The organism is Enterocloster sp. OA13 (assembly GCF_022440595.1).
In the GTDB taxonomy this organism is placed as follows: Bacteria; Bacillota; Clostridia; order Lachnospirales; family Lachnospiraceae; genus Enterocloster; species Enterocloster hominis.
In genome coordinates, this window is record NZ_JAKNTF010000001.1 from 1,979,578 (window position 1) to 1,999,800 (window position 20,223).

The following is a 20,223-nucleotide window of genomic DNA, read 5'->3' on the forward strand; positions in this document are numbered from 1 at the left end:
ATTAAATGTGACAGGAGAGATGAAGGCATGCGCTGGTGGAAGCATTTATACATGGGTGACAGGGCTTTAAAGAACAGGGCCAAAGTCCTTATGGGAATCCGTGAGGGAAAGACAACCCCGGACATATATGTGATTACTCTTCCTGAGAGTGGGAATCATATACTTGACATACGTCCTGTCCTGCTGCTGACGGAAAAGGAACGGGAAGATGACAGTTTCCTTATTCTGGGGGTGGCAAAAGGGTATGGGGAAGCCGGTGAGGTGGTCAGGTCCATGGTAGACGACATGTACCGCGCCACAGGGGCATTTGACTGGAATGCATACATGGGATATCTGGACGCCGCAGACAGACGGGATGATATTTAAGGAGGGAAAATGATCCATATTCTGCTTATGATATTAAAAATAATCGGAATCATCCTTCTGGTCATCCTGGGAATCCTGCTGGTGCTCATACTTGCCGTACTGTTCGTTCCGGTCCGGTATAAGGCTGATTTTTCCTGGCACGGGGAGCCGGATCTGTCCCTGAAGGCCAGCTGGTTTTTGCATCTGCTTTCCTTCCGCGCGATTTATACGAAGGAGGGCCTGAAGTTCGTGGTCAGGGTCCTGGGCATCAACCTGTTAAGGAAGCATGACAGGGATGCCTTAAAGGACGCGGCGGATGCGGTGAAAGACGGGACGGAGGATGTACTGGGCAAGGAGGAACAGACCCTGTATGATGAACTGGAGGAGGACGAGGCCAATTTCAGGAAATCAGCGCAGGAGCGGAAGGCTTCGGGCGGATACGTGGAAGCGGATGAAGGAAATACATCCGGGGGAACACAATCCGAAGGAACCAAGGTCCCGGATAATCCGGAGACGGACGGGGAGAAGGCGTTCGAGAAGGATGCTGCACCTGCTTTTGGAAAACTTCTGTCCCTTCCCGGGCGGATTAAGTCCCGGGTAAAGGCCCTGTGGGAGAAACTTAGGTTTTCTTTTACCCGCATCCGTGATAAGCTAAAAGGGATGCAGGCGTTTGCGCTGGACAAGAAGGCATGGCTGGAGGATGAGAAGAACCAGGCCAGCCTTAAGCTGCTTTACAGGCAGGTGAAACGGCTGATTGCCCATATCTGGCCGCGAAAGGGTAAGGGAAGCGTCACATTCGGCTTTGACGACCCCTATACCACGGGACAGGTGCTTCAGGCCGTAAGCCTGATTTATCCGTTCTTTCATAAACAGCTTGCCGTATACCCTGTGTTTGATGACAAGGTATTGGATGCAGAGGGTAGTTTTAAGGGCAGGGTACGTCTGGCCTATCCTTTGTGGCTGGTATTTCAGGTGTTCATGGATAAACATACCCGCAGGATGATCCGCGGTTTTATAAAATAAAAGAGAAGAGGACATACTATGGCAGAGAATCAGTTCACATCTACAATAGAAACATTATTCAAGGGCATGGACCAGTTTGTCACCACCAAGACCGTGGTGGGAGAGCCTGTGCAGGTTGGAGAGACCATCATTGTCCCCCTCATTGACGTAACCTGCGGAATGGCGGCCGGAGCATTTGCAGAGGGCGCAAGACAGAAGCAGAAGGGCGGAGGAGGAATGAGCGCCAAGATGAGCCCCAGCGCTGTCCTTGTAATCCAGAACGGGGTCACCAAGTTAGTCAATGTGAAGAACCAGGATGCCATCACAAAGGTGATTGACATGGCTCCGGACTTCATCAATAAGTTCATGGGCGGCAAGCCGGCGGTGTCGGATGAGACCGTGCAGGCTGCAAAGGACACTGCATCTGCCTATGATACGGGTAAAACCGAACACATGGATATAAAGTGACTGAAGGAAATGGATCCGGCAGGTAAAGGCAGGTAAAATAAGCGGCAAAGGTAATGAATCCCGGATTTCTGCATATGATGAAGTATAGCTTGTTGCAGAATGGGGGATATGATTAAGATATGAGAAGAATATGCGGTCTTATGCTGTTCTGCTTCGGATTTGGGATGGCAGTGCTGCTCTTTATTCCGGAGACAATCTTTACTTTCCTGTTCGTTATCGGCTGTCTTGTATTGGGATATAATCTCTTTTGCTGTTGATGGAGCGGTTCGAAGAGGAAGTAAGATAGGTATACAGGGCCATCCTGCAGTATCTAGTACTGCAGGGTGGCTTTTTGGCGCGGAAGCCCTTTTTATAAACAAATTCTTTTATAAACAATTAAAGAAGGCATTGTAAAAGCTATTAAGCTTCACAATGCCCTCAGACGCTACCCGGATTCTGTTTCATTAAGCCCTCTCTACAAGGCCTGAACGCAAGCAGGAAGTACATACGTACATTCTCTGGGTTCCACCGTTAACCTTGACTTTAACGGACTTAACATTAGCTTTCCACATCTTGTTGGATCTTCTATGGGAATGGCTCACTTTGTTACCGAAATGAGCTGCCTTTTCACAGATTACACACTTAGCCATACTATTGCACCTCCTTAGCACGTTACTTGAATTCTTCCATTAAGAAAAATCCACAACAAATGTATGATACCAGAAAGTGATAAAATTTGCAAGTGAAAAAACAAAAATTTATTTCTTTTTTTCAGAAAATAGTGTATACTGTCTCTAGTAAATGAATGGAGGCATGTGTATGAAGGGAAGAATCAGCAATAAGATGGGCGAAATACAGATTAACCCGGACGTGATTGCTTTATATGCAGGAACCATAGCGGTAGAGTGTTTTGGCATTGTCGGGATGGCGGCAGTCAGTATGAAGGACGGGCTGGTCAAACTGCTTAAAAGAGAGAGCCTGACCCATGGAATTAATGTGGTTATTAATGATAACAGGATATCCTTTGATTTTCATGTAATCGTATCCTATGGGGTCAGCATATCCGCAGTATCTGACAACTTAATCGAAAGCGTGAAATATAGAGTAGAGGAATTCACCGGCATGGAGGTTGAGAAAATCAACATCTTTGTGGAAGGTGTGAGAGTGATTGATTAGGAGGAAGTAACTTGTGGGTATAAGTACAATTGATGCCGGGAAATTAAAGAACGCCTTCCTGGCAGGAGCAAAAGGCCTGGAGGCCAAGAAAGACTGGATTAACGAACTGAATGTGTTCCCTGTACCTGACGGGGACACGGGGACGAATATGACGCTTACGATCATGGCGGCCGCAAGGGAAGTGGCAGAACTGGAGAATCCGACCATGGACCAGCTGGCAAAGGCCATTTCCTCAGGTTCCCTAAGAGGGGCCAGGGGTAATTCGGGGGTTATCCTTTCACAGCTATTAAGAGGCTTTACAAAGGAAATAAAATCCGTAACAGAGATTGATACCACAACCCTGGCCAACGCCATGGTGAGGGGGACTGAAACAGCATACAAGGCTGTCATGAAGCCCAAGGAAGGAACCATACTGACGGTTGCAAAGGGTATGTCGGATAAGGCCCTTGAGATGGCATCCAAGACAGATGATATAGAGGAATTTGCAAGGGAAGTCATTGCTTACGGCGACTATGTACTGGACCAGACGCCGGAGATGCTTCCCGTATTAAAGCAGGCAGGCGTGGTGGATTCCGGCGGCCAGGGCCTGATGCAGGTGGTGAAAGGCGCATTTGACGGACTCACAGGCAGGATGGCCGATGTTTCGCTGGATGCGGTTCCTGAGCAGAAGGGACCGGCGGCGCAGAAGCCCCAGGCAGCCTCCCTGACGGATATTGACACGGCGGATATCAAGTTTGGATACTGCACGGAATTCATCATCAATCTGGAAAAGGATTATTCAGACCAGGATGAAAACCAGTTAAAGTCCTATCTGGAATCCATCGGTGACTCACTTGTGGTTGTGTCGGATGACGAGATTGTGAAGGTACACGTGCACACCAACCATCCGGGGCTTGCATTTGAGAAAGCCCTGACCTACGGTTCCCTGTCCCGCATGAAGGTTGACAACATGAGGGAGGAGCATCAGGAGCGTATCATCAAGGACTCCGAACGGCTGGCAAGGGAACAGGCGGCCGGGAATGACGGGGATGTGGGGCAGCCTTCAAACGAGCGCAAGACATACGGATTCATAGCAGTGTCAAGCGGCGACGGCCTCAGTGAGATATTTAAGGGAATCGGTGCGGATTACCTGATTGAAGGGGGGCAGACCATGAACCCCAGCACGGAAGATATGCTCAACGCCATCGATAAGGTGAACGCAGACAATATTTTCATACTCCCCAATAACAAGAACATCATCATGGCGGCCCAGCAGGCAAGGGACCTGACTGAAGATAAGAACATTATCGTCATTCCATCCAAAACAGTGCCCCAGGGAATCACCGCCCTTGTAAACTTCATGCCTGACCTGTCAGCCGAGGATAACCTGGCTGCCATGACAGAGGAGATGGACAATGTAAAGACGGCCCAGATAACCTATGCGGTACGCACCACCAATATCGACGGAATGGAGATAGAGGAAGGGGATATCATGGCTATCGGGGACCATGGGATGCTGGCAGCCGGCAAGTCCGTGGAACGGGTGGCAATGGATGCCTTAAAGTGCATGCTGGATGATGACTGCGAACTGGTCACCGTGTATTATGGAAGCGATGTGGTTGAGAATGCGGCAAAAGCCCTGGTGAGCCAGGCTGAGCAGATGTATCCGGATAAGGAGATTGAACTTCAGTACGGAGGGCAGCCCATTTATTATTATATGATTTCCGCGGAATAAAGACAGCGGAGTAAAGACAAAGGAATGATAAGAGGACAGAATATATGGCAAGGTGGACGAGAGATGAAAGGCTGGACCAGCCCCAGGACTTTGTCCGGTTCATGATGGAGGATTATCTGAATAAAGGCGGGTTTAAAAAGAAAATCCATAAAGGTGAGGAAGTGTGGCAGGAGGGTGAGGGATTCCTGGCCTCCGCACGGTTCATCCGGTACGAATATTCCGATGGCCTGTTCCATCTGGAGGCATGGATTGGCAAGCGCAGGGAGAATGCCCTGAAGGGATTTGTGGGCGCGCTGCCCAAGAAGATGTTCAGGGAAAGCCTGGAGGAGCTTATCCGGCTCCTGCACCAGCCGTTACCGGAGGCCCGGGAAGGGGAAGCCGGAAGGGTGGTCACCATACAGGTGCCTGACCATGCAAAGTATGCGGTACCGGCCATGGTTGTTTCCATCGTGGGGATTATAGTGGGGCTCATGCTGTCGCCTTTAGGAGGAATCCTTCTTGGGAGCGTGGGGATTTCACTTGGGCAGAATGCCAGGAATTCCAGTAAGGGCAATATTGCCAGGGCCTCCGTCATCCTGGGGACAGTGGCCGTGATAGCCGCCCTTGTGGGCTATATACTTAATATGATATTTTTGTTTTCATTTTTTAAATAAAGAGAGGAGAGATGATATATGAATGAAGAGATGATGAACCGGTCCTATGAAGTACAGGTAGAGAGGGAGTCCCTTGGACGCTACACGGCCAAGACCTTTGGCTGGATGTTTGCCGGCCTTCTGATTACCTTTGCGGTTGCGGTGGGCGGATTGTTTACAGGCGCCATAGCATATGTGTACTCCATTCCTTACTGGTACTATATCCTGTTTGCAGCTGAAATCGGCGTGGTCCTGTTCCTTTCAGCCAGGATTGAGAAGATGTCCGTGGGATTGGCAAGGACCATGTTTTTCCTGTATGCCGTATTGAACGGACTTGTGTTCTGCGCATACCTGATTATTTTTGACCTGACCATCCTGTGGATGGTATTCGGGATCACTTCCGTGTTCTTTGGAATCATGGCCCTTATTGGCTGGTTTGGGAATATCAACTTTGCAAAGCTCCGTCCATTCATGGTCGGCGGATTGATTTTCCTGGTGTTCTACTGGCTGCTGGCCATGTTTATCGATTTGAGTGCATTTGAAACAGGGGTATCCATGTTCGGCATTTTCCTGTTCCTGATTTTCACTGCCTATGATACGAAGAAAATCCAGGCATATTATGAGTACTATGGCCAGGTTCCGGAGATGGCTGCCAAGGCTTCCATTTTCTCTGCGCTTCAGCTTTACCTGGATTTCATCAACCTGTTCATCTATCTGCTGCGCGTGCTGGGCCGCAGGAAATAAACAATCACTAAAATCTATTGCCGGTTTCTTTAAGGCCCTGACAGTGTATTCTGTCAGGGCCTGATGCAATTTAATCTAGAACGTGTTTGAAAATTCATTCCCGCCATCTGCACGCCCCACTTTGCGGCATATTTGGTCCCGATTCAGTCAACGTAGCCCGCTACGCCTCCCTCATCGGGACCAAATCTCCCACAAAGTGTGACGCACAGCTGACGGAAAGCAATTTTCAAACACGCTCTAGCCAAAATCAGGAAATGATTGTATAATTCAATCATTGAATCACCACAATGAAAGGGGAACACATATGTTAATCGGAGCATTGGAAGCAGGCGGAACCAAGATGGTGTGTGCCATTGGAAAAGAGGACGGAACGATTCTGGAGCAGATATCAATCCCAACCACCACACCCGAGGAGACCATACCGAAGCTGATTGGGTATTTTCAGGATAAGGAGATTGAGGCGTTGGGAATCGGGGCCTTTGGGCCGGTGGATGTGAATACGGAGTCCGGGACCTTTGGATATATCCTGGATTCACCAAAGCTGGCATGGAGACACAAGGACCTGGTGGGAGGCCTGAAAAAGGCCCTTGGCATACCGGTGGGTCTTGACACGGATGTGAACGGTTCCTGTCTGGGTGAAGTGACTTACGGCTGCGCCAAGGGCCTTGACAGTGTCATCTATATCACCATTGGAACCGGAGTGGGAGTGGGCGTCTGGGTGAACGGCGGCCTGCTTCACGGCATGCTGCATCCGGAAGGAGGGCATATTTTCCTGCCGCGCCACCTGGAGGACCCGGACGGAGGCATCTGCCCTTATCACAGGAACTGCCTGGAAGGCTTTGCCAGCGGGCCTGCCATTGAGGCCAGATGGGGCAAAAAGGCAGTGGAACTGGTGGACATGCCTGAGGTCTGGGAACTTGAAAGCTACTACATCGCCCAGGCCCTGGTGGATTATATCCTGGTGCTGTCCCCACAGAAGATCATCCTGGGCGGAGGCGTCATGCATCAGGAGCAGCTGTTCCCCATGATCCGGGCCAAGGTGCTTGAGATGTTAAACGGATATATTAATACGGAGGAGCTGGGGGATATGGACAATTACATTGTTCCGGCCAGCCTTAAGGATAATCAGGGCATCATGGGATGCATCAAGCTTGGACTCAATGCCCTTGAGGCATCACGATAGTTTTTCCAGGAGGTATATTGCTGCATGTTAAACGGACAGCCGGTCCACTCATTAAAGGGGATTGGTGAGAAGACAGGTAAATTATTTGAAAAGCTTGGCGTTTTCAGCATTGACGACCTGCTTTCCTATTATCCAAGGGCTTACGATACGTATGAGGCCCCGGTGAGCATCGGCCAGCTGAAGGACCAGACAGTGATGGCCGTGGAGTCGGTGCTTCTAAAGGGCGCTAACCTGGTCCGTTTGAACCATATCCAGATTGTGTCTGTACAGTTAAAGGATATCACAGGATCCCTGCAGGTGTCCTGGTATAACATGCCTTATATGCGCGCCAACCTGAAATCAGGGGAGACTTATGTATTCCGGGGCCGGGTGGTGAGAAAGCGTGGAAGGCTGGTCATGGAACAACCCGAGGTATTTACGCCCGAGGCGTATGAGGCGGTGGCCCATTCCATGCAGCCGGTCTATGGACAGACCAGAGGACTCAGCAATAAGACGATTGTAAAGGCACAGCAGCAGGCCCTTGAGGTGCGCAGGCTGGAACGGGAATATATGCCTGCCGGACTCAGAAGGAAGTATGAACTGGCGGAAATCAATTATGCCATTGAACACATCCATTTCCCGGCAGACCGCACGGAACTGCTGTTTGCCAGGAAACGCCTTGTGTTTGACGAGTTCTTCATGTTCCTGGTGGGCGTAAGGCGGATGAAGGAACACAGGGAGGATAAGCATTCCCCCTATGTGGTCAAACGGGTGCAGGAGGCCAAGGCCCTTAAATCCTCCCTGCCCTACGCCCTCACAGGAGCCCAGGAACGTGCCCTGGAGGAAGTGTACAGGGACATGGAGGGCGGGCTGGTGATGAACCGCCTGATTCAGGGCGATGTGGGTTCCGGTAAGACCATCATTGCGATTCTGGCCCTGGTCCAGGCCGCATATAATGGATATCAGGGCGCCCTCATGGTGCCCACGGAGGTACTGGCAAGGCAGCATTATGAATCCATGATTTCCCTTTTTGAGGCCCATGGCATCACGAAGGTTCCGGTGCTTGTGACCGGATCCATGACTGCTAAGGAAAAGCGCCTGGCCTATGGTAAAATAGCTGGCCACGAAGCAGATATCATAATCGGGACCCATGCCCTTATCCAGGAAAAGGTGGTTTATGACAATCTGGCCCTGGTCATTACGGATGAGCAGCACCGGTTCGGGGTGGGACAGAGGGAACTTCTCAGCACAAAGGGACAGGAGCCCCATGTGCTTGTCATGAGCGCGACGCCCATCCCAAGGACCCTGGCCATCATCATTTATGGGGATTTGGACATCTCCGTCATTGATGAACTTCCCCAGGGCCGCCAGGCCATCAGGAACTGTGTGGTGGACCCGGGATACCGTCCAAAGGCATATTCCTTTATCCAGAAACAGGTGGAGATGGGGCACCAGGCCTACATCATCTGCCCCATGGTGGAGGCCAGCGAGATGATTGAGGCCGAGAATGTGCTGGATTACACAAAGTCCCTGCGGACAGAGCTTCCCTCCCAAATCGCGGTGGAATACCTTCACGGGAAGATGAAGGCTAAGGAAAAAAATGCAATCATGGAACGGTTTGCAGCAGGAGGGATACAGGTACTGGTATCCACCACGGTCATTGAGGTGGGCGTCAACGTACCCAATGCCACGGTGATGATGATAGAAAATGCAGAACGCTTCGGCCTTGCCCAGCTCCACCAGCTCAGGGGACGTGTGGGACGTGGGAAAGCCCAGTCCTACTGCATCATGGTCAACTGCTCCCATGACAAGGATACGGGGGAACGCCTGGACATCCTGAACCGTTCCAATGATGGTTTTTATATTGCGTCAGAGGACCTTAAGCTGAGAGGGCCGGGGGATATCTTTGGCCTCAGGCAGAGCGGGGACATGGAATTTAAGCTGGCTGATATTTTTACAGATGCCAATATCCTTAAACGGGTATCAGAGGAGGTGGACCTGCTTCTGGATAAGGATCCTCAGCTGGAGCTGGAGGAACACAGGGAGCTGAAGCGGAAAATTGAGGATTATCTGGGTACGAATTACGAAAAGCTGAATCTATAAAGGATGCTTAAGAAGAGCCAAGGTATGCCGGCACATAGGAATGAAAGGAGAAATGCAGGATGAACGAAACAATGAACGCCATACTTACCAGAAGAAGCACAAGGAAATTCCTGAACAAACCCATACCGGAGCAGGAGCTGCAGCAGATCATACAGGCCGCGCTTCACGCGCCCAGCGGCATGGGCAGGCAGACATGGCAGTTTACAGCGGTAAAAAACAGGGAGAAAATCCAGGAACTGGCTGCTGTGATCAGAAAAGTCCTTAAGAGGGACGGTTACGATATGTACCAGCCGGAGGTCATCATCATTCCAAGCAATGACCGTGAAAGCCCCTTTGGACGGGAGGATGACGCCTGCGCCATGGAAAATATATTCCTGGCAGCCCATTCCATGGGTATCGGCTCTGTTTGGATCAACCAGCTTCAGGGAATCTGCGACGAGCCATCCGTGCGTCAGGTACTCACATCCTTTGGAATACCTGAAAACCATGTGGTTTATGGATTGGCCGCATTGGGATATGCGGATGACGCCAAGGCTGAAAAGGAACGGATTGGCAAGGTTGTGATTGTGGATTAGGATATAAGCAATGAAATAAAATGAAAGTCCCCAGACCGTGTATTCACATAGCCTGGGGACTTTCTGCTGTTTCCAGCAAGGTTCAGATCTTACTTCTTAAAACCTTCAGGACCGGAGGATTTATTTACCTGCCAGCTGACGCTCGTAAGACTCAATCATCTTCTTAACCATATAACCGCCTACGGAACCATTCTGTGCAGAAGTCAGGTTACCGTTGTATCCGTTGGTTAACGGAACACCGATTTCGTTGGCAACCTCCATCTTGAATCTGTCCATTGCTTCCTTTGCTTCTGGTACGTTTGTTCTGTTAGAATTGTTAGACATAATAAAACGCCTCCTTAAAATTTATTTGCCGCTTTTGTTTGAGTTGTGTGCGGCTTGTTTTGTGCTACAATCCTATTATGTGATGATTCAAAAATAATAAACTAGAAGGTTTTTCGTTTTTTGGCTAATTTTGGGAGAACGGTTTTACATGGACCATGGATACGAATGAACAATGTTCATTGACAGCTTCATTTTAAAGTGCTATGCTGATAGTATCTTCCGATATCCGTTATATTAATATAGGACTGGATTTGAGGATGAGGATGATTGTTAACAGGAAGGAAGTGAAAGGGATGGAGCGCAGGACGGCCAGGATATCCAAGGAACCGGAAGTACGCAGGCAGGAGATATTGGATACGGCCATGAAGGTCTTTATGGAAAAAGGATATGAGGCGGCCACCATGAGGGATATTGCGGCAGCCATGCATGTGGTGCCGGGATTGTGCTACCGTTACTTCGAATCTAAGCAGGCTTTATATGACGCGGTTGTGCAACAGTATGTGAGGGACATCACAGCGCCCATGATTCAGGTGCTGGAAGAGGAGGATGACACACTGGATGGATTCCTGGACAGGATGCAGGGACTTTTCTGCGAAATGGACGGAAGGGAAAAATATCACCTGTTCTTTCATAAGAAGGAAAACCACAGCCTCCACCAGCTTTTGTCCGCTGATTTGTGTGAGGCGCTGAAACCATATATGGAAAAAAAGCTTTACAAAATGAAGGAAAAAGGACTGACGGACGCGGCGTGCATACCCATGGCGGCATCCTTCCTGCTGTACGGGGCATCGCCTGTGATTCTGGATGACGGGTATTCAACGGAGGACAAGGCGGATGGCATACGCAGTTTCATGGAATGGGTACTGAAATCGCGGTAGACATCGGAAGGTTTTTGAAAGGGATGAAAGGAAATTCCCGCATTTAATCCATGCATTTGCGGGGATTTTTTATAGAGAACGAATGAACAATGTTCATTGGAACGGCGGGATGATGTATGGTAATGAGTGTATAACAGCAGCCGATACATATGGGGGTAAAACAGCAGTCGGTACATATGAGGGAAAAATAGCGGCCGATATAAGGAGGAACAGGATATGATACAGGACAGGACCATATCAGATAAGACAAAAGCATATGCGGTCATTACAGGCGCAACCAGCGGCCTGGGGCTGGCATATGCAAAGTGGTTTGCCGGAAAAGGGTTTGATTTAATCATTACAGGCAGAAGACGGGATATCATCGAAACAAGGGCAGGGGAAATCCGGGAAACATACGGATGCAGGGTGGACATTGTACTGACGGACCTGGCAGAGGAAGCGGGAGTTCAGGAACTGATTGCCCGGATGGATGGAAAACCTGTGGACGTGCTGGTGAACAATGCAGGCTTTGGCCTTGGACTGGAGTTTGCGGATTTGGATGTCAAAGACATAAGACGTCTGATTTTCCTTCAGACCTCTGCGGTTGCAGAACTTACCTATTCCGTCCTGCAGGGCATGAAGAGGGGACATCACGGAACCATCATTAACATATCATCGGACGGCGCCTTTGCCCCTCTTCCAAGGAACGTTACATATGCCGCGGCCAAGCGTTTTCTCGTAACCTTTACCGAAGGACTTCACATGGAACTGGCCGGGACCGGCGTACAGGTGCAGGCGGTGTGTCCCGGATTTATTGATTCGGATTTCCATGAGAGTGCAGGGATGCACGTGGATAAGGGGAGAAAAGGAATGTTTGCATTTAAGAAGCCGGAAGCAGTGGTGGAAGAGGCCATGAAGGATTTTGAAAAGGGAAATGTGGTCTCCGTGCCGGACCTGCCGGGAAAGTTCATAAAAATCCTGGCGGATTTCCTTCCTAAAAAGGCATATTACAGGTTAGCAGGCGGATTTATGAAGAAAATCCTATAAAATCTTCCGGGATATAGTATGCCTTGGCAGGTTGCAACCCTGTCCAAGGTGTGATACAATAAAAAATCATAAAACAGCAGCGGAATGATAGCATTTCCGGAATCCTGAACGGATCCGGCCGGGCAGCGAGTCGCTGTCAGGAACATCATGATAGTATGGCCGAAAGACCGTAATCTGCTCCAATGTACAACTGCACATTCCATGTGCACACGCCTGCGGCTTGTACATCTGCGCATCTTACGGAATCCCTTTTTGTATCATCCGCTGCTGTTTTGTGCTGTTTATAATGGACATTCATATGAGGAAAATAAAATGGGTGAACCGGATTTATGGAAATACTGTACGGCTGGACACTGCAGGGAAATGATCCTGTCCCTCCGCCTCCTGGAAGGGGAGGAATGGACGGATGGGAGGATCCTTTCCTGTCTTTACGCAATCAGCAATCATGCGGAGAAACATTACAGGAAACACAAGCTTGTGAAAAAGGACGGGGGCGTGCGGCATATCATGGCGCCTGACCCTGTTCTTAAGACTGTCCAGAGGAACATCCTGCACCATGTGCTGGAAGGTCTGGAGATTTCCCCCTGCGCCACGGCTTATCACAAAGGCGCATCGGTCCGGTTGAATGCCGCCTCCCATATGGATAAGCCAGTGGTGTTGAAGCTGGATATAAAGGATTTCTTTGGAAGCATTACCTTTCCCATGGTGCATCAGGGCGCCTTCAACAGCCGGTACTTCCCTGTTCCCGTGGGAACGCTCCTTACCTCCCTGTGCTGCTGCCAGGACCGCCTCCCCCAGGGTTCCCCTGCGTCCGCAGCCATATCCAACCTGGTGATGAGGCCTTTTGATACGTATATGGACGGCTGGTGCAGGGACAGGGGGATTGTTTATACCAGGTACTGTGACGATATGACATTTTCAGGGGATTTCAGTGCTTCCATGGTGTGGGGCAAGGCCAATGGATTTTTAGGGTCCATAGGCTTTGAACTTAATAAATCCAAAACAAAAATCCTTACCCGTCATGTGCGCCAGACCGTGACAGGAATGGTGGTCAATGATAAGGTCCAGGTTCCCCTTCCCTACAGGAGGGCGCTCAGGCAGGAGGTCCACTACTGCCTGAAATACGGGGTAAGGGAACATTTAAGGCATAGGGGCGAAAACGGATATCTGGCCATGGGGGAAGAGGGGGAATTAAGGTACCTGCAGTCCCTGTGCGGCAGGATAGGTTTCGTGCTGTCGGCAGACCCGGAGGATGAATGGTTCAGGGATGCGGCAGATGCAGTGACCGGAAATATTAAGACTTACTTAAAGTAATCCGCCATAACCTGTGTTATACTGAAAAACAGCATGATATAGGAGGAAAAACAGGATGGATTACAGGATACTTGGAGAGACACTGCCGGTTGTTGAGGTCAGGCTCAATGCCGGGGAGGCCATGTACACACAGTCCGGCGGCATGGCGTGGATGAGCGAGGGCCTGACCCTGGATTCAAATATAAAAGGCGGGCTGATGAAGGGGATAGGAAGGATGTTTACAGGGGAATCCCTGTTCATGGCCACCTATACGGCTGTCAGGCCGGATTGTATCATTGCGTTTGCATCCACGGTTCCGGGCAGGATACTGCCGGTGGATATGTCAAGGACCAGCCTTATATGCCAGAAGGGGGCATTCCTCTGCGCCCAGCCCACGGTTGAGGTGAGCACGGTGTTTACAAAAAAGCTTTCCGCCGGTTTCTTTGGAGGGGAAGGCTTCATACTCCAGCAGCTGAAGGGCAGCGGTATGGCATTCCTGGAAGTGGACGGCGATGTGGTTGAGAAGACCCTGGCGCCGGGCGAGGTGATGAAAGTGGATACGGGTAATGTTTTTGCCTTTGAACCCACGGTGTCTTACGAGATTGAGACAATCAAGGGAGTGAAGAACATGCTGTTCGGCGGGGAAGGCCTGTTTCTTACCAGACTTACAGGACCTGGCAAGATATATATGCAGACCATGAACATTGCCGAATTCACGGGCAGGATTGCCCAGGGCCTGCCAACCTCAAACTAAGATGGGAACCACCCTTAAGGTATTGAAAAAAATGCTAAAAAATCCTTAAAACCCCTTGTATATCTGGAATTTTCATATTATACTTGTTTGGAATGAAATTTGCTGCGGATTAGCAGTATGGATAAACAGGAGCATTGAATGAGAGTAATCGCAGGCAGCGCCAGAAGGCTGCTTTTAAAGACAGTGGACGGGATGGATACCAGACCCACCACGGATAGAATAAAAGAAACATTGTTTAATATGCTGCAGCCCCAGATACCGGGCTGTCAGTTTTTAGACCTCTTTTCCGGCAGCGGTGCAATCGGAATAGAGGCTTTAAGCCGTGGCGCGGACCTGGCAGTGATGATAGAGAACAATCCCCAGGCCGTAGCCTGTATCCGGGAGAACCTGGGAACCACCAGGCTGGAGGAACGGGCCGTGGTCATGGCATGTGACGTGCTGACAGGCCTTAAGCGGCTGGAGGGACATAACTACAGGTTTGACCTGGTGTTCATGGACCCGCCCTATCATCATGGATATGAGGAGCAGGTGCTTGGATATCTGGCCCATTCACCGATGGTATCGGATGAAACCGTCTTTGTCATAGAGGCGTCCAGGGAAACGGATTTCGGATGGCTTGAGGAAAAAGGATACCACATGATAAAAAGCAAGGAGTACAAGACCAACAAGCATGTGTTTGCTGGCAGGGGAGAATAGATGAAGATAGCTGTTTATCCGGGCAGTTTTGACCCGGTTACATTAGGGCATTACGATATTATTGAGCGCACCTCCAAGATATTTGACAAGGTCATACTGGGAGTATTGAATAACAGGGCAAAATCCCCGTTGTTTTCTGCGGGAGAACGTGTTAATATGTTAAAGGAAGTGACTGCTTCCCTTCCCAATGTGGAGGTGCAGTCCTTTGAGGGTTTATTGATTGATTTTGTACGCCAGAATGGCGCGGCCATCATTGTAAGGGGCCTGCGGGCCATCACGGATTTTGAATACGAACTTCAGCTGGCCCAGACCAACCGGGTGATTGCGCCTGAAGTTGATACCATATTTTTGACCACGAACCTTAAGTATTCTTACTTGAGTTCCAGCATTGTAAAAGAGATTGCGGAATACGACGGGGATATCAGCGAATTCCTTCATCCGGCCATTGCCGCCCGCGTGAGGGAGAAACTGAAGGAGAGACGCTAGTACTGTGCTTATACGGCCCGGTATGCGGCATTTGTCTGAGGATGGTTCTTTATCAGGATAAGGAGAAGAAGTAATATGATGAGTAGAATTGAGCAGTTAATCAGCGAGATTGAAGAATATATTGACAGTTGTAAATTCCAGGCATTATCCAACAGTAAGATTGTTGTTAATAAAGAAGAATTGGAAGAGCTGCTGGTAGAGCTCCGTCTCCGGATCCCGGATGAGATTAAGAAGTACCAGAAGATCATCAGCCAGCAGGATACGATTCTGGGAGAAGCCCAGGCCCAGGCAGATGCCATGCTGGAGGACGCCAAGAAGCAGGCGGATTCCATGATGGCCCAGGTCAGTGAACAGACCTCGGAGATGATTAATGAACATGAGATCATGCAGCAGGCTTACGCCCATGCGGACCAGGTGGTGGAACAGGCCAGCATCCAGGCCCAGGCCATTGTGGATGCTGCCGTGAATGATGCCAACAATATCAGACAGAGTTCCATCCAGTATACGGATGACATGCTGCGCAGCCTTCAGACCATCATCAACCACACCATGGAAGGGGCCAAGGGCCGTTTTGATGCGTTCATGACCTCCATGCAGTCCAGCTATGACATCGTATCCTCCAACCGCAACGAGCTGTCAGGGGGAATTGTCCGTCAGGAAGAGCAGGAGATGCAGCAGGAACCGGACCAGGAACAGATGTAGTACAGGCATCCGACCATCTTCCCTTATCAGCGCATGGCCAGTACATAAAACAGGATAATGGATAATGCGCTGTGGATCAGCTTCCATAGCATATAGTGCCGGATGGAGAGTCCGGCATTTTTTAATACGCTCTTTGTCTGGAAGATGCCGGACAGGCCGCCAAAGGCAGCAGAGCCGATGATAAGCATTGCGCCGGACATTCCGGGCACACTGTGGGCAATGGCCTGTATGCCGGTGGTGATTTCCACGGCTCCCAAAAGGGCAGGGCGCAAAAGGGGAGGCATGGCAAAAGGAAATACGGTGAGGTACAGGGCAAGTATGGAAAAGAGCATGATGTATCCGCCGATTTTCACCATGGTCTCAAAGCAGCCCATCATATGGTCATCAAAGGAAAAGGGATGATTAGCTGATTCGGTATTATCCGGTATGGGATAAGGATTCTTTTTGTAGTGATAGCATTTCCTTGCTAATATGGATATGGGAAGGACGGGAAGGTACAGGGCCGCAGCAACCGCCCATATGGGACAGGAGGCCGCAATACCCGGAATCACCCGGATCTGCGCCAGCACGTAGCCAAGGACAAACATGGGGCTGGGATGGTTGCTGATGGCCAGTAGGTATTGCCCCTCCTCATCCGGAATCCGCCCGCTGTCCATGAACTCGCTGGTGGTCTTGGCGCCCATGGGATATCCGCATAAAAGGCCGCTCATCAGGCAGAAGCTTCCCTGGTCCGAAAGCTGTAATACCTTTGAAAGGACTGGTTTAAAGGGGCCTGTGAGTATGTGGATGGCGTTAAGGGCAACAATCACGCCGGAGCATATCATGAATGGGAGAAGGGTGGGTAGGACCACATTGCCCCAGAGAAGGATGCCCTGTCTCGCGCCCTCCAGTGCAAGTCCCGGATTGAACAGAAGCATGAGCAGGCATAGGACGGACAGATAGCCTAAGATGGATTTTTTCATAAGCACCTGAATACAATGATTTATACAATATATTGTAAAGGGTGGCGGGCTATGCCTTTGATTCTCATATTACTGCTGGCAGTGTTCCAGTGTTCCATTACCAATTACCTGATCATGAATCCTGATTATTACCAGCTTGGCCCCTATACCTGGGAAAGCGGGGAATTCAGGTCAATGAAGCTGGGAACCATGCTGGCGGAGAAGAAGGCCATTGATTATGACATGCTTACCACACTTATGATAGAGCACGATTATGACCTGACCGGGGTGGAGGACAGCTCCTACAGCAATACGCTCCTTATGGCTGCCAGGCCCGCTGATTACAGGAAGCTGCGGCAGGCATATGAGACCGTGATGGGGGACCTTAAGTATTTTCCGGTGCCGTTAAGCTCTGATAAGGGAACGCCGGACGTGGTCTATGAAAATGGATGGCTGGAGGGGCGCAGTTACCGGACGGACGGCGAAAGCCAGGGCCAGCGCCACCATGAGGGCTGCGATATCATGGGTTCCAAAATGCCCAGGGGATATTATCCGGTTGTCAGTATGAGCGACGGGATTGTGGAGCGGATTGGATGGCTGGAGATGGGGGGATGGCGCATCGGGATCCGAAGCCCGGGCGGGGCATATCTTTACTATGCCCATCTGTACGGTTATGCCAGGGATTTTAAGGAAGGGGACCAGGTGAAGGCCGGGGAACTGCTGGGCTATATGGGGGACACTGGATACGGGAAGACGGAAGGCACTACCGGGAATTTTGATGTGCACCTCCATCTTGGCATCTATATCAAGACGGACCATCTGGAGGAAATGAGCGTGAATCCGTACTGGATTCTCCGGTATCTGGAAAAACGGCGGCTGACATTTACATATTAGAGTGGCCTGGCCAGGTGAATTGTGATATGATAAGTAGGATTATAGGATGGATGAGGTAAAAGGATGACGGATGTAAAACAGCTCCCAAAGGAATTCCTGGCAGAAATGAAGCTGCTTCTGGGGGATGAATACGACAGGTATCTTAAGAGCTTTGAGGAAGGCTTTCAGCCGGGACTCAGGGTTAATACATTAAAGACGGAGCCTTCACGGCTGAGGGCAATGGTCCCCTGGAATCTGGAGCCGGTGCCGTGGACGGAGAACGGGTTCTACTACGGCAGTGAAGCAGGGGCAGATGGAGGCCCGCGGCCGTCCAAGCATCCGGCTTATTACTGCGGTCTCTATTATCTCCAGGAACCCAGCGCCATGACCCCGGCCGCCATGCTTCCGGTAAAGCCGGGGGACCGGGTCCTGGACCTTTGTGCGGCGCCGGGCGGCAAGAGCACGGAACTGGGAGCCAGGCTGAAGGGCCGGGGGATGCTGGTGTCCAACGATATCAGCTATTCCAGGGCAAGGGCGCTTCTTAAGAACCTGGAACTGGCCGGGGTCCCTAATATCTGCGTCACAAGCGAAAGCCCGGAAAAGCTGGCAGAAGTGTGGCCGGAATTTTTTGACAAAATCCTGGTGGATGCGCCCTGTTCCGGGGAAGGGATGTTCCGCCGGGATGAGGACATGGTGAAGGACTGGGCCTCCAGTGGACCCTCATACTACGCGCCCATCCAGCGCCAGATCCTGGGCCAGGCGGTCCGGATGTTAAAGCCGGGCGGAATGCTGCTTTATTCCACCTGCACCTTTTCACGGACCGAGGATGAGGGGAACATTGAGTATGTACTGGAACATTATCCGCAGATGGAGCTGTGCATGCTTGATCTGTCAGCCGTACCCGGCGCAGTGGATGGAATCGGGCTTAAGGGCTGTTTGCGGCTCTTTCCCCACAGGCTGAAGGGAGAGGGACATTTCCTTGCCCTGCTGAGAAAGAAGAAAACGGATGTGGACATGCCCGCGGAATGCAGGCGGAAAAACACGAAAGCCTTAAAGTCCCTGAAACGCCAGGACGATCTGGTCCGTTTCATGGAATCCCTGTCCCTCAAGCTGGATGAGGAACGGATTGTGCTTCATCAGGACCATGTGTATTATCTGCCGGAGGGGCTGGAGTGGAACCTGCCCCTGCGGTTCCTGCGCACAGGACTGTTGCTTGGGGAACTGAAAAAGGGCAGGTTCGAGCCGTCCCAGGCCCTGGCCATGGCCCTTAAGGCGGACCAGTTTGATACGGTTGTCCGTCTGGGACATGAGGATGAACGGGTGGTGCGTTACCTGAAAGGGGAGACAGTGGAGTTATCAGAGGAAGAAGGCCCTGTAAAGGGCTGGTGCCTGGTGGCCATGGAAGACTATCCCATGGGCTGGGCCAAGGGCACTGGAATGAGCCTTAAGAATAAATACTATCCCGGCTGGCGGTGGCAGTAGGATGCCGGATGGCTCCTGCAGCGGCACCAGGATTGGCCGGGCGGTTCCGTCTGGGTCGGGATGTGGGTTTTGGGAAGAATGGTGATATGAGTGGCAGATAAGAAAAAACAGAAGACAGGCCCGATGAGGCTGGATAAATTCCTGGGAGAGATGGGATACGGCACCCGCACCCAGATAAAAGAGATGGTGAGGAAAGGACGTGTCCAGGTCAATGGACAGGTGATAAAGGCCCCCGAGTCCAAACTGGCGCCGGAGACAGACCAGGTCATGGTGGACCAGTCGGTGGTGGGATATGCCAGGATGGAATATTATATGCTTAATAAGCCAAAGGACGTGGTGAGCGCCACAACGGACAGCCGTTATCCGACCGTGGTGGGGCTGATTGGTGATGCGCTGCGAAAGGACCTTTTTCCGGTGGGCCGCCTGGATGTGGATACGGAAGGGCTTCTCATCATCACCAATGACGGGGAAATGGCCCACAATCTGCTTTCCCCGAAAAAACATGTGGATAAGGTGTACATGGCCCGGCTTTCCGGCCAGCTTCCCGCGAATGCGAAAGAGCGGTTTTCGGAAGGGATTGTCCTGGATGACGGGGTTAAGACCCTTCCAGCCCTATTAGAATATGAGGGGCATGGAAACGGCCCGGAGGGGCTGACGGAAGTCCTCCTCACCATCCGGGAAGGCAAGTTCCACCAGGTAAAGCGCATGTTTGAGGCGTTGGGCTGCCATGTGGAGTATCTGAAGCGGATGTCCATGGGGCCGCTTGGGCTGGACCCGGAACTGGAGCCTGGACAATACCGTCCCCTTACGGAGGAAGAAATCCGCAGCCTGAAGGAAGCGGGAACAGGTAAGTGATTAACGGACAGAG

23 protein-coding genes and 2 pseudogenes are annotated in these 20,223 nt (G+C 50.9%); 21 read left to right on the forward strand and 4 right to left on the reverse strand.

Annotation, left to right across the window (positions count from 1 at the left end; all coding sequences use genetic code 11):
- The first annotated feature begins 51 nt into the window (after positions 1–51).
- The 3 genes from MCJ35_RS08700 to MCJ35_RS08710 are packed head-to-tail and all read left to right on the forward strand — an operon-like array spanning position 52 to position 1,815.
- Positions 52–366: a hypothetical protein gene (locus MCJ35_RS08700; RefSeq protein ID WP_025482033.1), complete on the forward strand. Its 315-nt coding sequence runs from the start codon at positions 52–54 to the stop codon at positions 364–366.
- A gap of 9 nt (positions 367–375) precedes the next feature.
- Positions 376–1,368, forward strand: a complete 993-nt coding sequence (locus MCJ35_RS08705; protein WP_025482032.1) for a DUF2953 domain-containing protein — start codon at positions 376–378, stop codon at positions 1,366–1,368.
- 18 nt (positions 1,369–1,386) lie between these two features.
- Positions 1,387–1,815 (forward strand): GerW family sporulation protein, encoded by a 429-nt coding sequence (locus MCJ35_RS08710; RefSeq protein WP_240299440.1) that lies wholly within the window; start codon positions 1,387–1,389, stop codon positions 1,813–1,815.
- Between the two features lie 443 nt (positions 1,816–2,258).
- Here the strand turns inward: MCJ35_RS08710 and rpmB are convergent, their stop codons facing one another.
- Complete coding sequence (rpmB, locus tag MCJ35_RS08715; RefSeq protein ID WP_007864321.1) at positions 2,259–2,444, reverse strand: 50S ribosomal protein L28; 186 nt, start codon at positions 2,442–2,444, stop codon at positions 2,259–2,261.
- Positions 2,445–2,613: 169 nt separating this feature from the next.
- Here rpmB and MCJ35_RS08720 point away from each other — a divergent pair, with 169 nt between their 5' ends.
- Genes MCJ35_RS08720 through MCJ35_RS08735 form a run of 4 tightly spaced genes read left to right on the forward strand, consistent with a single transcriptional unit; the run spans position 2,614 to position 6,060 of the window.
- Positions 2,614–2,970, forward strand: a complete 357-nt coding sequence (locus MCJ35_RS08720; RefSeq protein ID WP_007864323.1) for an Asp23/Gls24 family envelope stress response protein — start codon at positions 2,614–2,616, stop codon at positions 2,968–2,970.
- A gap of 13 nt (positions 2,971–2,983) precedes the next feature.
- The gene (locus MCJ35_RS08725) at positions 2,984–4,684 is read left to right on the forward strand and encodes a DAK2 domain-containing protein (RefSeq protein WP_008725501.1); all 1,701 of its coding nucleotides are present in this window, start codon (positions 2,984–2,986) and stop codon (positions 4,682–4,684) included.
- Between the two features lie 44 nt (positions 4,685–4,728).
- Positions 4,729–5,337 carry a hypothetical protein gene (locus MCJ35_RS08730; RefSeq protein ID WP_008725503.1) on the forward strand — a complete coding sequence of 203 codons (609 nt, stop codon included), beginning with the start codon at positions 4,729–4,731 and terminating at the stop codon, positions 5,335–5,337.
- 18 nt (positions 5,338–5,355) lie between these two features.
- Positions 5,356–6,060, forward strand: coding sequence for a Bax inhibitor-1/YccA family protein (locus MCJ35_RS08735; protein ID WP_008725505.1), 705 nt, complete (start codon positions 5,356–5,358; stop codon positions 6,058–6,060).
- Between the two features lie 53 nt (positions 6,061–6,113).
- Here MCJ35_RS08735 and MCJ35_RS31985 read toward each other — a convergent pair.
- Positions 6,114–6,230, reverse strand: a pseudogene (locus tag MCJ35_RS31985) (DUF6783 domain-containing protein); the annotation flags it as partial.
- On the opposite strand from MCJ35_RS31985, the pseudogene MCJ35_RS31990 reads away from it, so the two are divergent.
- From MCJ35_RS31990 to MCJ35_RS08750, 4 genes and pseudogenes are all read left to right on the forward strand, one after another.
- Positions 6,207–6,326: pseudogene (locus MCJ35_RS31990) on the forward strand (DUF6783 domain-containing protein); the annotation flags it as partial. The pseudogenes MCJ35_RS31985 and MCJ35_RS31990 overlap by 24 nt on opposite strands.
- A 38-nt stretch (positions 6,327–6,364) precedes the next feature.
- Complete coding sequence (locus MCJ35_RS08740) at positions 6,365–7,243, forward strand: ROK family protein (RefSeq protein ID WP_008725507.1); 879 nt, start codon at positions 6,365–6,367, stop codon at positions 7,241–7,243.
- A gap of 24 nt (positions 7,244–7,267) precedes the next feature.
- On the forward strand, positions 7,268–9,325 hold the full coding sequence (recG, locus tag MCJ35_RS08745; protein WP_008725508.1) for an ATP-dependent DNA helicase RecG: 2,058 nt from the start codon (positions 7,268–7,270) through the stop codon (positions 9,323–9,325).
- 59 nt (positions 9,326–9,384) lie between these two features.
- Positions 9,385–9,900 carry a nitroreductase family protein gene (locus tag MCJ35_RS08750; RefSeq protein WP_008725510.1) on the forward strand — a complete coding sequence of 172 codons (516 nt, stop codon included), beginning with the start codon at positions 9,385–9,387 and terminating at the stop codon, positions 9,898–9,900.
- A gap of 120 nt (positions 9,901–10,020) precedes the next feature.
- Here MCJ35_RS08750 and MCJ35_RS08755 read toward each other — a convergent pair whose 3' ends face one another.
- On the reverse strand, positions 10,021–10,224 hold the full coding sequence (locus MCJ35_RS08755; protein ID WP_008725513.1) for an alpha/beta-type small acid-soluble spore protein: 204 nt from the start codon (positions 10,222–10,224) through the stop codon (positions 10,021–10,023).
- Positions 10,225–10,487: 263 nt separating this feature from the next.
- Between MCJ35_RS08755 and MCJ35_RS08760 the strand changes: the two genes are divergently transcribed.
- The 7 genes from MCJ35_RS08760 to MCJ35_RS08790 all read left to right on the forward strand — a co-directional run bounded on the left by MCJ35_RS08760 (position 10,488) and on the right by MCJ35_RS08790 (position 16,059).
- Positions 10,488–11,102, forward strand: a complete 615-nt coding sequence (locus tag MCJ35_RS08760; RefSeq protein WP_240299441.1) for a TetR/AcrR family transcriptional regulator — start codon at positions 10,488–10,490, stop codon at positions 11,100–11,102.
- A 216-nt stretch (positions 11,103–11,318) separates the two neighbouring features.
- Positions 11,319–12,128 carry an SDR family NAD(P)-dependent oxidoreductase gene (locus tag MCJ35_RS08765; RefSeq protein WP_025482026.1) on the forward strand — a complete coding sequence of 270 codons (810 nt, stop codon included), beginning with the start codon at positions 11,319–11,321 and terminating at the stop codon, positions 12,126–12,128.
- A gap of 312 nt (positions 12,129–12,440) precedes the next feature.
- Positions 12,441–13,442: a reverse transcriptase family protein gene (locus MCJ35_RS08770; RefSeq protein WP_025482025.1), complete on the forward strand. Its 1,002-nt coding sequence runs from the start codon at positions 12,441–12,443 to the stop codon at positions 13,440–13,442.
- A 55-nt stretch (positions 13,443–13,497) separates the two neighbouring features.
- On the forward strand, positions 13,498–14,175 hold the full coding sequence (locus MCJ35_RS08775; protein WP_008725519.1) for a TIGR00266 family protein: 678 nt from the start codon (positions 13,498–13,500) through the stop codon (positions 14,173–14,175).
- A gap of 138 nt (positions 14,176–14,313) precedes the next feature.
- Positions 14,314–14,871: a 16S rRNA (guanine(966)-N(2))-methyltransferase RsmD gene (gene rsmD, locus MCJ35_RS08780; protein WP_008725521.1), complete on the forward strand. Its 558-nt coding sequence runs from the start codon at positions 14,314–14,316 to the stop codon at positions 14,869–14,871.
- A complete protein-coding gene (gene coaD, locus MCJ35_RS08785) occupies positions 14,872–15,357 on the forward strand; it encodes a pantetheine-phosphate adenylyltransferase (protein ID WP_025482023.1) in 486 nt (161 codons plus the stop codon).
- 75 nt (positions 15,358–15,432) lie between these two features.
- Positions 15,433–16,059 (forward strand): ATP synthase subunit B family protein, encoded by a 627-nt coding sequence (locus MCJ35_RS08790; RefSeq protein WP_025482022.1) that lies wholly within the window; start codon positions 15,433–15,435, stop codon positions 16,057–16,059.
- Between the two features lie 26 nt (positions 16,060–16,085).
- Here the strand turns inward: MCJ35_RS08790 and MCJ35_RS08795 are convergent, their stop codons facing one another.
- Positions 16,086–17,021, reverse strand: a complete 936-nt coding sequence (locus tag MCJ35_RS08795) for a nucleoside recognition protein (RefSeq protein WP_025482021.1) — start codon at positions 17,019–17,021, stop codon at positions 16,086–16,088.
- A gap of 51 nt (positions 17,022–17,072) precedes the next feature.
- Here MCJ35_RS08795 and MCJ35_RS08800 point away from each other — a divergent pair, with 51 nt between their 5' ends.
- From MCJ35_RS08800 to MCJ35_RS08810, 3 genes are all read left to right on the forward strand, one after another.
- A complete protein-coding gene (locus MCJ35_RS08800) occupies positions 17,073–17,894 on the forward strand; it encodes a M23 family metallopeptidase (RefSeq protein WP_008725527.1) in 822 nt (273 codons plus the stop codon).
- Positions 17,895–17,957: 63 nt separating this feature from the next.
- Entirely contained in the window at positions 17,958–19,355 is a 1,398-nt protein-coding gene (locus tag MCJ35_RS08805) for an RsmF rRNA methyltransferase first C-terminal domain-containing protein (protein WP_025482019.1), read from the forward strand.
- A gap of 90 nt (positions 19,356–19,445) precedes the next feature.
- Positions 19,446–20,210, forward strand: a complete 765-nt coding sequence (locus tag MCJ35_RS08810; RefSeq protein WP_025482017.1) for a pseudouridine synthase — start codon at positions 19,446–19,448, stop codon at positions 20,208–20,210.
- Positions 20,211–20,223: the final 13 nt, after the last annotated feature.

Coding starts and splice junctions, on each gene's coding strand:
- MCJ35_RS08700 (WP_025482033.1), top strand. CDS start 52: ATGGGTGACAGGGCTTTAAAGAACAGGGCCAAAGTCCTTATGGGAATC.
- MCJ35_RS08705 (WP_025482032.1), top strand. CDS start 376: ATGATCCATATTCTGCTTATGATATTAAAAATAATCGGAATCATCCTT.
- MCJ35_RS08710 (WP_240299440.1), top strand. CDS start 1,387: ATGGCAGAGAATCAGTTCACATCTACAATAGAAACATTATTCAAGGGC.
- rpmB (WP_007864321.1), bottom strand. CDS start 2,444: ATGGCTAAGTGTGTAATCTGTGAAAAGGCAGCTCATTTCGGTAACAAA.
- MCJ35_RS08720 (WP_007864323.1), top strand. CDS start 2,614: ATGAAGGGAAGAATCAGCAATAAGATGGGCGAAATACAGATTAACCCG.
- MCJ35_RS08730 (WP_008725503.1), top strand. CDS start 4,729: ATGGCAAGGTGGACGAGAGATGAAAGGCTGGACCAGCCCCAGGACTTT.
- MCJ35_RS08735 (WP_008725505.1), top strand. CDS start 5,356: ATGAATGAAGAGATGATGAACCGGTCCTATGAAGTACAGGTAGAGAGG.
- MCJ35_RS08740 (WP_008725507.1), top strand. CDS start 6,365: ATGTTAATCGGAGCATTGGAAGCAGGCGGAACCAAGATGGTGTGTGCC.
- recG (WP_008725508.1), top strand. CDS start 7,268: ATGTTAAACGGACAGCCGGTCCACTCATTAAAGGGGATTGGTGAGAAG.
- MCJ35_RS08750 (WP_008725510.1), top strand. CDS start 9,385: ATGAACGAAACAATGAACGCCATACTTACCAGAAGAAGCACAAGGAAA.
- MCJ35_RS08755 (WP_008725513.1), bottom strand. CDS start 10,224: ATGTCTAACAATTCTAACAGAACAAACGTACCAGAAGCAAAGGAAGCA.
- MCJ35_RS08760 (WP_240299441.1), top strand. CDS start 10,488: ATGATTGTTAACAGGAAGGAAGTGAAAGGGATGGAGCGCAGGACGGCC.
- MCJ35_RS08765 (WP_025482026.1), top strand. CDS start 11,319: ATGATACAGGACAGGACCATATCAGATAAGACAAAAGCATATGCGGTC.
- MCJ35_RS08770 (WP_025482025.1), top strand. CDS start 12,441: ATGGGTGAACCGGATTTATGGAAATACTGTACGGCTGGACACTGCAGG.
- MCJ35_RS08775 (WP_008725519.1), top strand. CDS start 13,498: ATGGATTACAGGATACTTGGAGAGACACTGCCGGTTGTTGAGGTCAGG.
- rsmD (WP_008725521.1), top strand. CDS start 14,314: ATGAGAGTAATCGCAGGCAGCGCCAGAAGGCTGCTTTTAAAGACAGTG.
- coaD (WP_025482023.1), top strand. CDS start 14,872: ATGAAGATAGCTGTTTATCCGGGCAGTTTTGACCCGGTTACATTAGGG.
- MCJ35_RS08790 (WP_025482022.1), top strand. CDS start 15,433: ATGATGAGTAGAATTGAGCAGTTAATCAGCGAGATTGAAGAATATATT.
- MCJ35_RS08795 (WP_025482021.1), bottom strand. CDS start 17,021: ATGAAAAAATCCATCTTAGGCTATCTGTCCGTCCTATGCCTGCTCATG.
- MCJ35_RS08800 (WP_008725527.1), top strand. CDS start 17,073: ATGCCTTTGATTCTCATATTACTGCTGGCAGTGTTCCAGTGTTCCATT.
- MCJ35_RS08805 (WP_025482019.1), top strand. CDS start 17,958: ATGACGGATGTAAAACAGCTCCCAAAGGAATTCCTGGCAGAAATGAAG.